At 68.1% G+C, this 11,857-nt stretch carries 12 protein-coding genes; 7 read left to right on the top strand and 5 right to left on the bottom strand.

The window, feature by feature from the left end:
* Position 1: 1 nt before the first annotated feature.
* A complete protein-coding gene (locus ACT541_RS19285) occupies positions 2–448 on the bottom strand; it encodes a hypothetical protein (protein ID WP_476138774.1) in 447 nt (148 codons plus the stop codon).
* A 307-nt stretch (positions 449–755) separates the two neighbouring features.
* Here ACT541_RS19285 and ACT541_RS19280 point away from each other — a divergent pair, with 307 nt between their 5' ends.
* Positions 756–1,133: a hypothetical protein gene (locus tag ACT541_RS19280; protein ID WP_476138772.1), complete on the top strand. Its 378-nt coding sequence runs from the start codon at positions 756–758 to the stop codon at positions 1,131–1,133.
* Positions 1,134–1,318: 185 nt separating this feature from the next.
* Here the strand turns inward: ACT541_RS19280 and ACT541_RS19275 are convergent, their stop codons facing one another.
* A complete protein-coding gene (locus ACT541_RS19275; RefSeq protein ID WP_476138770.1) occupies positions 1,319–2,539 on the bottom strand; it encodes an NADP-dependent isocitrate dehydrogenase in 1,221 nt (406 codons plus the stop codon).
* A gap of 227 nt (positions 2,540–2,766) precedes the next feature.
* On the opposite strand from ACT541_RS19275, the gene ACT541_RS19270 reads away from it, so the two are divergent.
* The 5 genes from ACT541_RS19270 (at position 2,767) to rpsD (ending at position 7,364) form a co-directional block, all read left to right on the top strand.
* On the top strand, positions 2,767–3,594 hold the full coding sequence (locus tag ACT541_RS19270) for an RNA methyltransferase (RefSeq protein WP_476138768.1): 828 nt from the start codon (positions 2,767–2,769) through the stop codon (positions 3,592–3,594).
* 202 nt (positions 3,595–3,796) lie between these two features.
* Positions 3,797–4,642, top strand: coding sequence for a glutamate racemase (murI, locus tag ACT541_RS19265; protein ID WP_476138766.1), 846 nt, complete (start codon positions 3,797–3,799; stop codon positions 4,640–4,642).
* Positions 4,643–5,129: 487 nt separating this feature from the next.
* Entirely contained in the window at positions 5,130–5,747 is a 618-nt protein-coding gene (locus tag ACT541_RS19260; protein ID WP_476138764.1) for a TetR/AcrR family transcriptional regulator, read from the top strand.
* Positions 5,748–5,749: 2 nt separating this feature from the next.
* Entirely contained in the window at positions 5,750–6,517 is a 768-nt protein-coding gene (locus tag ACT541_RS19255) for a VOC family protein (RefSeq protein WP_476138840.1), read from the top strand.
* Between the two features lie 229 nt (positions 6,518–6,746).
* Positions 6,747–7,364: a 30S ribosomal protein S4 gene (gene rpsD, locus ACT541_RS19250; protein WP_476138762.1), complete on the top strand. Its 618-nt coding sequence runs from the start codon at positions 6,747–6,749 to the stop codon at positions 7,362–7,364.
* A gap of 184 nt (positions 7,365–7,548) precedes the next feature.
* Here rpsD and ACT541_RS19245 read toward each other — a convergent pair whose 3' ends face one another.
* Entirely contained in the window at positions 7,549–7,764 is a 216-nt protein-coding gene (locus ACT541_RS19245) for a hypothetical protein (protein ID WP_476138760.1), read from the bottom strand.
* 476 nt (positions 7,765–8,240) lie between these two features.
* On the opposite strand from ACT541_RS19245, the gene ACT541_RS19240 reads away from it, so the two are divergent.
* The gene (locus tag ACT541_RS19240; protein ID WP_476138758.1) at positions 8,241–8,747 is read left to right on the top strand and encodes a Fur family transcriptional regulator; all 507 of its coding nucleotides are present in this window, start codon (positions 8,241–8,243) and stop codon (positions 8,745–8,747) included.
* A gap of 3 nt (positions 8,748–8,750) precedes the next feature.
* Here ACT541_RS19240 and ACT541_RS19235 read toward each other — a convergent pair whose 3' ends face one another.
* Positions 8,751–10,355, bottom strand: coding sequence for a hypothetical protein (locus ACT541_RS19235; RefSeq protein ID WP_476138756.1), 1,605 nt, complete (start codon positions 10,353–10,355; stop codon positions 8,751–8,753).
* 121 nt (positions 10,356–10,476) lie between these two features.
* Complete coding sequence (locus ACT541_RS19230; RefSeq protein WP_476138754.1) at positions 10,477–11,802, bottom strand: MFS transporter; 1,326 nt, start codon at positions 11,800–11,802, stop codon at positions 10,477–10,479.
* Positions 11,803–11,857: the final 55 nt, after the last annotated feature.

Genomic DNA, 11,857 nt, shown 5'->3' with positions numbered 1-11,857 from the left:
GTCAGGCGTCGACGCCGAGCTCGTAGTAGCCGCGGCCGGAACGCATCAGCCGGCCGCTCGCCGCCATGCGGCTCATGCGGGTGATCAGGCTGGCGCGCGGTTCGCCGAGCGACAGGGCGACCAGATGTTCGAGCACCTCGTCGATCGTCACCGGCTTGCCGTTGTCGGCGATGAAGGCGGCGATCTCGCTCTCGATGCGCTGGGCACGGTTGGCGCCGCCCGTGGGCTGCGGCGCGGGCAGGGGGGCATCACGCTGCAGCAGGATCTCGGCCCGGCCGACGCGCGCATCGAAGGCGTGGCGCATGCGGCGCGCCCGCTCGGGGTCGAAATAGCAGGCGTTGGCATAGAGCAGGGCGGCGAGTTCCAGCCGCTCGTCGAGGTCGGCGAAGAGGCGCTCGACCATGGCGGAAGACGCCGGGCGGCCGGCGGAGTGCTCGTACTCGGACATGGCGGCACTGCCGAACTGTTAACTTGTTATAAACATATCGAGAGGATCGCCCCGGCGTCAACAGGCACACGGACCCGCGCCACGCGCTCGGGTGGCGGGAATGCGGCAGAAATGCAACGTACTCGACGAAAGTGTGGCGGAGCAGCCTTCATTGCTTGTTAACCATGATCGGCGATGGCAATGTTAGTTTGTTACGAACACTCTGGGGGTCGGGATGTTTGCGAAGGGTTCCTGTCCGGAAGGTCGCGCCCGTCGTGGTGCGGGGTCCGTTCCAACGGGCCTGGGGCGTGAGAAGCCCGCGACGCAGGTGGTCATCGCCGCCACCGCCTGGGGGCTCGCCGCCCTGATCGGCCGTTTCGCCGGGCCGGAGGCCGTGGCGATGGTCGGCGCGGCGCCGGAAGCCATGGCGGCGGCGGCCTTCCCGATCCTGTGGGGGGCGAGCGAAATGTTGCGCCGGGCCGGTGTCGTCGACGGGCTGCGTGCGGCCTTCGCCGGCGCGACCGGCGAGGGGCTGGTGGCCGGCGACGGCGCGACGACGCGGCGGCGCCCGACGGTGCGGCGGCCGACGCGCGGCGGCGATCGCGGCCGCGAGGCGACGAGCGCGGTTCTCGAGGCGCGGGGACGCGGTCGCGAGACGGGCGATCCGTCGATCACCTATTGGGTTCGGGCGGCGCGCCGCGGCTGACACGCGCGCGTCGTCTCAGGGGGCCGGCGCGGCCGGGCGATGCCGTGGGGTGGCGTCGTCCGGCGGCGTCGGACATCTCTTCGCCCACGGCTCCGGCGAGATGCTGAGCCCGAGATGCTGAGCCCTCGGGGCAAACGAAAACGGCGGGGTCTCCCCCGCCGTTTCGCATTTTCGGATCGAACCGATCAGCCCCAGGTGGCCATCTCGGCTTCCATGTTGGCGGCGACCTTCTCGAGGAAGCCGGTGGTCGACAGCCACTTCTGGTCGGCGCCGACCAGGAGCGCGAGGTCCTTGGTCATGAAGCCGGCCTCGACGGTGTCGACGCAGACCTTCTCGAGGGTCAGCGCGAACTTGGCGAGCTGGGCGTTGTCGTCGAGCTTGGCGCGATGGGCGAGACCACGGGTCCAGGCGAAGATCGAGGCGATCGAGTTGGTCGACGTCTCCTTGCCCTTCTGGTGCTCGCGGTAGTGACGGGTGACGGTGCCGTGGGCGGCCTCGGCCTCGACGATCTTGCCGTCGGGCGTCAGCAGCACCGAGGTCATCAGGCCGAGCGAACCGAAGCCCTGCGCCACGGTGTCGGACTGGACGTCGCCGTCGTAGTTCTTGCAGGCCCAGATGTAGCCACCGGACCACTTCAGCGCCGAGGCGACCATGTCGTCGATCAGGCGGTGCTCGTAGGTGATGCCGAGGGCGACGAACTGCTCCTTGAACTCGGCCTCGTAGACTTCCTGGAAGATGTCCTTGAAGCGGCCGTCATAGGCCTTGAGGATGGTGTTCTTGGTCGACAGATACACCGGCCACTTGCGCAGCAGGCCGTAGTTCAGCGAGGCGCGGGCGAAGTCGCGGATCGATTCGTCGAGGTTGTACATGGCCATGGCGACACCGGCGCCGGGGGCCTTGAACACTTCCTTCTCGATCACCGCGCCGTCTTCGCCGACGAACTTGATCGACAGCGTGCCCTTGCCGGGGAACTTGAAGTCGGTGGCCTTGTACTGGTCGCCGAAGGCATGACGGCCGACGACGATCGGCTGGGTCCAGCCGGGGACGAGGCGCGGCACGTTCTTGCAGATGATCGGCTCGCGGAAGATCACGCCGCCGAGGATGTTGCGGATGGTGCCGTTCGGCGACTTCCACATTTCCTTGAGGTTGAACTCCTTCACGCGGGCTTCGTCCGGCGTGATGGTGGCGCACTTGATGCCGACGCCGTGCTTCTTGATGGCGTTGGCGGCGTCGACGGTGACCTGATCGTTGGTGGCGTCGCGGTTCTCGACCGACAGATCGTAATATTCGATGTCGAGGTCGAGATAGGGCAGGATCAGCTTGTCCTTGATCAGCTGCCAGATGATGCGGGTCATCTCGTCGCCGTCGAGATCGACGACCGGGTTCGCCACCTTGATCTTCGCCATATGCGTGTCCTCTCTGGACGCTTCCGGTCTCCGACGCGGGTGGTCGGAGCACTGCCACCGGGAGCGTTGAATTGTCGCGGGGCTCCTTACCATGGCGGTGGGAAATGCGCCAACCCTTGCCTTCGGCGAAGGACGAGGAAAAGTGCGGCGGTCGGGGGGCTCGACACGTCGACAGGACGGCCGGATTGCGCTAGGCCTCCGCCCTTCGAGAGACGGAGAATTGGACGATGACGGACGTCGCGAGCCCCTCGCAGGCCGCTTCCGGCCCGCGCCCCCCGGTGATCGTGCTGGTCGAGACGCAGATGGGCGAGAACATCGGTGCGGCGGCGCGCGCGATGGCCAATTTCGGTCTGCGCGAGCTGCGTCTCGTCAAGCCGCGCGACGGCTGGCCGAACGACAAGGCGCGGGCGGCGGCGAGCCGCGGCGATGCGATCATCGACGAGGTGCGGCTCTTCGACCGGCTCGAGGACGCGATCGCCGATCTCGAACTGGTCTTCGCCACCACGGCGCGGCCGCACGACATCGCCAAGGAGGTCGAGAGCCCGGCGGTGGCGGCGCATTCGCTGATGCTGGCGGCGCGCGACGGGGCGGCGACGGGCCTCGTCTTCGGCCGCGAGAAGTGGGGTCTGACCTCGGACGAGGTGGGCCTGTGCGATCGGATCGTGACGATCCCGGTCGATCCGGTCTTCGCCTCGCTCAACATCGCCCAGGCGGTGCTGGTCAACGCCTACGAGTGGCGGCGGCAGGTGGTGGGCGATCCGTCGTGGACGCCGTTCGGCGAGAAGGAGCGTTCGCCGCAGGCCTCCAAGGGCGACGTGCTGTCGTTCTTCGATCATCTCGAAGGCGCGCTCGATCAGGTCGAGTTCTTCCGGCCGGCGGCCAAGCGGCAGCTGATGGTGCGCAACCTGCGCCAGATCTTCCAGAAGGCGCGGCTCTCCGAACAGGAGGTCAGGACGCTGCGCGGCGTGATCGCGGCGCTCGAGCGACGGCCGACGCGGCTCGACCAGGCGCGCGCCGAGCTCGAGGCGAAGCGGCGCGAGGGTGACGCAACGTGATCCGGAAACGGGACGGAAGTCCTTATCCGGCCTTCATTTTTCGTCAATCTTTCCTCAACCTCGCCTTAACCCTGCTCGGCTATTCCTCTTTGCGGGGCCGGGCGCTGTCAGGTTTTGCGTCTCGCTCGCGCCCTCTTTTTTCCCTCTCCTTGTCGCGCATCACCGAGACGCCGCTCCGCGGCGTCGGCCCGAGGGGACGTCGATGAACGACGGCGAGAGCGCCGGCGCGAGCCGGATGGACGCAGAGGAACGCGGCGTCGACCGCCTGGGGCGGCGCGCCCGCATTCTGGTCTTCGACAGCGGGGTGGGCGGATTGTCGGTGCTGCGCGAGATTCGCGCGGCGCGGCCGGACGCCGAACTGATCTATGTCGCCGACGACGCCGGTTTTCCCTACGGTGACTGGGAGGAGGCGGCTCTGACGACGCGGATCGTCGATCTCGCCCGCGGTCTCGTCGAAACCCATGCGCCCGATCTCTTCGTCGTCGCCTGCAACACCGCCTCGACGCTGGTGCTGCCGCATCTGCGCAATGCCTGCGCGACGACCTTCGTCGGTACGGTGCCGGCGGTGAAGCCGGCGGCGGCGGCGACGAAGACGGGCCTGGTCTCGGTACTGGCGACCCCGGGCACGGTCAAGCGCGACTACACCCATGCGCTGGTCGACACCTACGCCAGCCACGTCGACGTGACGCTGGTCGGCTCGACGCGTCTCGCGCGCCTCGCCGAGACCTTCATGGCGGGCGGCACGATCGCCGACGCCGACGTCGCCGCCGAGATCCGCCCGTGTTTCAGGAAGAAGAAGGGGCGGCAGACCGACCACGTGGTCCTCGCCTGCACACACTATCCCTTCCTGATCGACCACTTCCGCCGGCTGGCACCGTGGGACGTGACGTGGATCGACCCGGCGCCGGCGATCGCCCGGCGAGTGGTGCAGCTGATCGGCCCGGCGACGACGACCGGGGCGGGCGGCGGACGGGCAATCTTCACCTCGGGCAGGGCGCCGGCCCCGGCACTGGCGAAGTTCGTCGCGGGGTTCGGACTGGCGGTGTGAGGGTGAGGGGCCTTCCGGCCCTTCGTCGACCCGACTTCCGTCTCCGACGCGCCGCACCGATCCGGGCGGCGTATCGCGCGATTCGCCGGGATCACGGTATCGCGCAACGCGCCCCTGCCGCACAGTCCTTCGCCACCTCGACGGCCTCGACGCTGTCGGCTCCGGGCGGTCTGCCGCGGCGTGGACCGCCTCCGAACAGGCGACGCAGCACGAACCGCTCCCGCGCCGAGCACCTCTCGCCGCATCTCGTCGCTCGGTCTCGGCCCCGTCGCCGCAAGAAAGGGGCTTGGCAACAAACCGACCAGTCGGTATGTTGCGCGAACGGCGGCGTGAGACGGGGAGAGCGGTCGAAGGTCGGTGTTCCTGGGGACCTTCGGGGAGCAGGGAACTGGCCCGGACCCGGACCCGGCACGGCCCCCGGATCACTCGACGTTCGGCCGAGAAATACGCGCGCAGCGCCACTCGCATTCTCCGACGAGGACCCACGATGAGACCCGACGGACGCACGAAGATCCTCGATGCCGCGCTCACGGTGATCCGCACCAAGGGCTACGAGGCGACGCGGGTCGAGGACGTCTGCGCCGCGGCGGGTGTGTCGAAGGGGGCCTTCTTCCACCATTTCGACAGCAAGGAAGCGCTGGCGATCGCCGCAGCCGGTCACTGGTCGGCGATGATCGGCGGTTTCTTCGAGACGGCCGCGTTTCATGCCCACGCCGATCCGGTCGACCGGATCCTCGCCTATCTCGATCTCAGGATCGCGTTGGTCGAGGGGGGCGAGTTGCCGTTCTCCTGCCTCGCCGGGACCATGGTGCAGGAGACCTTCGTGACGCGGCCGGCGGTGGCGGAGGCCTGCGGCCGATCGATCTACGGCCATGCCGAAAGCCTCGTCGCCGACATCGCCGAGGCCCGCGCCGCCTACGCTCCGGCGGCCGACTGGACGGCCGAGAGCCTGGCGCTGCACACGCAAGCCGTCATCCAGGGCGCCTTCATCGTCGCCAAGGCGGGCGGCGGGGCGGCCTCGGCGGTCGAGAACCTGCGTCATCTGAAACGCTACGTCGCCATGCTTTTTGGTCGGACGGTTCCGACCGTAGGAGGGAAGCCATGACCATGAATGCGGACTTCGTCTGGTACGAATACCTCGCCGAGGACATCGAGGCGGCTGCCGCCTTCTACGCCAAGGTGGTGGGCTGGAAGGCCTGCGACAGCGGTATGCCGGGGCACGCCTATACGATCCTGTCGGTCGGCGATCGGCCGATCGGCGGCATGATGGCGCTGACGCCGGAGCTGAAGGCAGCGGGCGTGCCGCCGTGCTGGACCGGATACGTCGGCGTCGCCGACGTCGATGCGGCGGTCGCGAGCCTCGTCGCGGCCGGTGGCGGCGTGCGGCGCCCGGCGATGGACATTCCCGATGTCGGCCGTCTCGCCGTCGTCGCCGACCCGACCGGTGCGGCCTACATTCTGTTCGCGCCGTCGAACCCGCCGCCGCAACAGCCGCGGCTGCCGGAGGGCACGCCCGGCACGATCGGCTGGCACGAGCTCTTCGCCGGCGACATGGAGAAGGCCTTCGCCTTCTATGCCGACCAGTACGGCTGGACGAAGGACACCGACATGCCGATGGGCGATCTCGGTGCCTATCGAATCTTCAGGATCGGCGATCGTCAGGCCGGCGGCATGATGACGAAGATGGCCGAGATGCCGGTGCCGTTCTGGCTGTTCTACGTCTCGGTCGAGGCGCTCGGCGCGGCCGAGGATCGGGCCAAGGCGGAAGGCGCGCGCACCGTCCACGGGCCGATGGAAGTGCCCGGTGGGGCGTGGATCGTGCAGATGATCGATCCGCAGGGCGCACTCTTCGCGATGGTGTCGCGAAATCGCTGATTTCGGGCGGTTTCCCCGTCACGGGTTTGACATTCGGCGCCCGAGGATCTAAACGACAGCCAACTTCGCGGGCCGAGAGGTCCGCGAAGTCATTTCACGTGCTCCCGTGGATCCCGCCGAAACGCTCGGACGTGGAACCTGTCGGCTCCCGAGAGGGAGCAGAGGAGGGCGCGCTCACACAGAAACAGCGGTAGGGCCTCCCTTCCGCGCCAACAAACGTGAGACCGCGATGTCTAAGCGTCATTCCGCGAAGTACAAGATCGATCGCCGCATGGGCGAAAACATCTGGGGCCGTGGCAAGTCCCCGGTCGCCAAGCGCGAGTACGGCCCGGGCCAGCACGGCCAGCGCCGCAAGGGCAAGCTCTCGGACTTCGGCCAGCAGCTGAAGGCCAAGCAGAAGCTCAAGGGCTACTACGGCAACATCTCCGAGAAAGCCTTCAAGCGCACCTATCAGGAGGCCATGCGCCTCAAGGGCGACACCTCGGAGAACCTGATCGGCCTGCTCGAGCGTCGTCTCGACGCCGTGGTCTATCGCGCCAAGTTCGTTCCGACCGTGTTCGCCGCCCGCCAGTTCATCAACCACGGCCACGTGAAGGTGAATGGTCGCCGCGTCAACATCGCGTCGTTCCGTCTCAAGGTCGGTGACGTGGTCGAGGTCAAGGACGCCTCCAAGCAGCTCGCCCTGGTGCTCGAGGCCGCCCAGTCGGGCGAGCGCGACGTGCCGGAGTACATCGAGGTGGATCACAACAAGTTCGTCGCCAAGCTCGTCCGTACCCCGGGCCTGTCCGACGTGCCGTATCCGGTCCAGATGGAGCCGAACCTGGTCGTCGAATTCTATTCGCGCTGATCGGTTCGACCGCAGACATTCGAAGGCCGCCGGAGCGATCCGGCGGCCTTTCTCGTTTCGGGGTGCCGCAGCGGGCGACCGGGGAGGGTGTCGGTGGCCGTTCGGTTTGTCGCACCATGTGAAAACGCCCACGCGAGAGGTCTCGCGCGGGCGCTTCGTTCAGGAAAACCGATCGTCCGTCCGATCAGGCGCAGCGGCAGGGAGCGGTCCAGGGACGCTCGGCGGCCAGCCGGCCGGCCTGATGGCGCAGGAACGACTCGACGTTCTCGCGACGCAGTTTGTCGGATCGGAATACGAGCTCCATCATCGGATCGGCGAGGATTTCGTTCAGCGTCGGCTCGATGCAGGGATCGGTCCAATCACGCCGGTCGATGGTTTCGTAGGCGGCAGAGGTGTTCATCGCACTCCGTCCCATGGGAACCTCCTTTTTCGCCGGTCGGGAAACTCATGTCCCGACGCGCTCGCGACAACTCCTTCCGAAAAGATCTCCCCGCCCTTGGGCGAGGCATTGCGTTCGAGTGACTGACGAGCCCTGGATAGACCCCCATCGTGACGAACCGATGACCGAGATCGGGCGATTCGCGGGCCGAGGGGAAAGGGCGGGAACTCTCCGGAGGCGGTTCGGTGAACCGAACGTTCTTCGGATGAAACGAGGATGTCATCCTTTCGCCGGGGTGACAACCAAAAATGTCGCCCGAAATGACGTTGGGGCAGCGAGTCCTTGCCTCGTTTGTCGCGATTTGCCGAAAATTTTCCGCAAGTCCGTGTACGGAGGACGGATCTTGCCGATGGGAGGCCGATCCGCGCCCGTGACGCTGACGCGGAGGCCGGAATGGCCTAATCTGGCAGGGTCGACAGGATCGAAGGAGCGACGAGATGGCGCGGACCGGCGCGGCGACGGACGATGCGGTGATGGAGGCCCTCACGGCGGCGGAGACGCCGATGAGCGCCTATCAGCTGCTCGATCGGCTGCGGCCGCGCGGCATCCAGTCGCCGCCGGTGGTCTATCGCGCGCTCGACCGCCTCGAGAAGGCCGGGCGAATCCATCGTCTCGAGGGCCTCAACGCCTATTTCGCCTGCTGTGGCCGCGACCATGCCAAGGGCACGGTCTTCGCCGTCTGCACCGCCTGCAAGCGGGTGGAGGAATGGTCGGCGGAAGGCATCGACGCGATCGTCGCGGCGCAGGCGGCGCGCTCGGGATTTGCCGTCGAGGGCCGGACGATCGAGATTCGCGGCCTGTGCGCCCAGTGTCGTGGCGAGGCGGGTGCGGCGGAGACCACCGGCCTGCCCGGTCACGGGCCGGGCTGCGGGTGCAGCCACGACGACGAGCACGGACATGGTCACGATCACCATCATGATCGCGGCCACGACCACGAGCGCTGAGGCTCACGACCCGGCGCCGGCCGACGCGCTCGGGGAGGGCGGAGCGCTGCGGCAGTGCTCGGCGGGTCTCACGCGGTAGAGATCGAAGAAGCTTCCCGTCTCCAGCGGCTCCAGGCGCGGATCGGCCGGCAGGCGGCGATCTGTCGCGCGGAAGAACGCGACCACGTCGAAGCGGCAGGACCAGCGGACCAGCCAGGGCCAGTGCGAACGGATGGCCGGGTGGATCTTCGCCGGACGATCGTCGAGACCGAGGAACCAGTCCGCGAGGATGGCATTGTTCTGAAACGTGTTCGCCGCACCGAGGTCTTCCACCTCCGCCGTGCGGCGGACGATCTGTTGACCCGGCAGCGTGAAGAAGATCGGGCTGAAGCCGTCACGATCGGTGACCGCGTAGTCGATCAGGTGGGACCTGGTGCCGAAGCGGGCATCGACGGCATCGGTCACCGGCGCGATGCGGACACCCACGGGCAGTTTGGCGAGCGCGCGGCGGAATTCGGCGGTCTCGCCGTCGCGCCGCATCCAGGCGGTCGTGACGAGGCCGGCCTGGACCACGACCGACAGCGCGACGACGGCGACGAGGCTGGTCTCGACGCGCCGGGACCAGCCGAAGGTGGCGGATGCGAAGAACACGACCCACAGCACCGGGGCGATGCGTTGGCCGACCTTGGTGCCGCCGGCGATCGATTCGGGCATCACCACCGTGATCACCGCGAGGGTCAGGCAGAGGACGGCGAGCGGCGGGTGAAGGCGGATGCATCTATTGCGCCAGGCGGCGACGAGGAGGGTCGCGACGGGCACCAGCACCAGATACGACGGGAGGAAGCCGGTGCCGTCGTCGCCGCCGGCGAGCAGCAGGCTCACGAGGTTGCCGACGACATCGAAGTCGATCTCGGCGTCGGCGGGCGCGTGGAAGGCGAGGGCGAAGGCCATCAGGCCAGGCGCGAAGGCGACGGCGACGCCGACGAGGCGAAGCGCGACGCGGCGGGGGGCGAGGTCGCGCCGATGCCATGCGTCGGCGAGCTCCAGGACACCGATCATCAGTCCGAGGAGCAGGAACGAGAAGGCATGGCAGAGCCAGACGGCGGAGGCGAGCGTCGTCGTAACCGCCAGCCGCAGCCCGGGGCGCGCGGCGAGGCGGATCCACAGCGCGAGCGCGACGAGGGCGAGGCCCGAGCCGGCGGCGGAGTTGAAGAAGCCCTGCGTCAGCGTGCCGTTGAACAGGAACGCGCCGGCAGCGACGGCGCCGAGCCCGATGCGGCCGAACAGCGCCGACTGCAGCAGCGCCGCGCCGAGAAGCGGCAGCAGCATGATCGCGGTGATCACGACGCGGAACGCCGTCTCGACGCCCAGGAGGCGGCCGAGCGGCGGCACCACGAGGTCGATCGCGAGGTTGGGCAGGAGCTGCGGTTCGACGCGATAGTAGCGCGCGAGCGCCGGGCCGAGGCCGTCGGTCAGGATGTGGAGGCGGGCGAGATGGGAGGGATAGTCCATCGCGGGCAGCGTGGCGACGCTCCACAGCGGCATCGTCACGGCGAGCGCGATCACGACGAGAGCGAGGATGGCCGGATCGGGCGATCGGCGGGCCGGTTCCGCGGCAGTCTGCACCATGACGTCACGCTCTCCCGCGAACTCCCACTCTCCTGCGAGTGACAGATTCGGCCGGGAGGGGCAAACCGCCCCCGCGCGGTGGCGGTCGGCCGTCGCGCGGGGGGGCGGGCGGCCGCGCGGCTCAGCCGAGTTCGGCGTCGATCCGCGAGGTCGCCTTGGTGTCGGGCATGATGAAATAGACCAGCAGCGAACAGGCGATGACGCAGGTCGCGTACCAGTAGAAGCCGGATTCGATGCCGGCATCCTTGAACCACAGCGCGACGTATTCGGCCGAGCCGCCGAAGATCGACACGGCGAGGGCGTAGGGCAGGCCGACGCCGGTCGCCCGGACGGCAGCCGGGAAGAGCTCGGCCTTCACCACGGCGTTGATCGAGGTGTAGGCGGAGACGACCATCCAGGCGACGGCGATCAGGCCGAAGGCGATCCACGGGTCGCGGGTCGACTGGATGGCGGTCAGCAGCGGCACGGTGCCGAGGGTGCCGAGCACGCCGAAGGTCAGCAGCAGCGGGCGGCGGCCGATCTTGTCGGAGAGCGCGCCGTAGAGCGGCTGGAGGCAGAGGGCGAAGATCAGCGAACCGGCCGAGATCCAGGTGGTCTGGTGATCGGAGAGGCCGGCGGAGAGCTTCAGGAACTTCTGCATGTAGGTGGTGTAGGTGTAGAAGGCGAGCGTGCCGCCCATGGTCAGGCCGACGACGATCGCCACCTCGCGCGGGTGCTCCAACATGCCCATGAAGGACGACTTGGTGCGCTCGCTCGCCGAGACCTTGGTGTATGCCTCGGTCTCCGGCAGGTTGCGCCGCATCCACAGGGTCGAGAGCGCGAGAGCCGCGCCGATGACGAAGGGAATGCGCCATCCCCAGGCCTTCAGCTCGGCCGCCGAGAGGATCCAGTTCTGGAGGACGAGCAGCACGATCAGCGCCACCAGCTGGCCGCCGATCAGCGTCACGTACTGGAACGACGAGTAGAAGCCGCGGCGGTGCGGCGTCGCCATCTCCGAGAGATAGGTCGCCGACGAGCCGTATTCGCCGCCGAGGCTGAGGCCCTGCAGCAGGCGGGCGACGAGCAGCATGGCGGGCGCGGCGACGCCGATGGTGGCGTAGGTCGGCGTCACGGCGATGATCAGCGAACCGAAGCACATCAGCAGCACCGACAGCATCAGCGAGGTGCGGCGGCCGTGGCGATCGCCGATGTGGCCGAAGAGCCAGCCGCCGATCGGGCGCATGAAGAAGCCGAGGGCGAAGATGCCGGCGGTCGACAGCATCTGCGCGACGGGATCGGTCTTGGGGAAGAAGGCGCCGGCGAAATAGAGCGCGAAGGCGGAGTAGGCGTAGAAGTCGTACCATTCGACGAGGTTGCCGGCCGAGCCGACCAGAATGGCCTTCACCCGGTGCAGGATGTCGCCGACGTCGTTCTCGTCGACCGGTTTCGTGGCAGTCATGTTCGTCATTCGAGCCTTCTCCTCGCCGCCGTGAATTCCCCCGACGCAACGGCGCGCAGACTTT

It is taken from the genome of Pinisolibacter sp. DMC100 (assembly GCF_056313705.1).
Note: the sequence above shows the minus strand (reverse complement) of the source record. Positions and strands in the feature narration are given on the sequence as shown.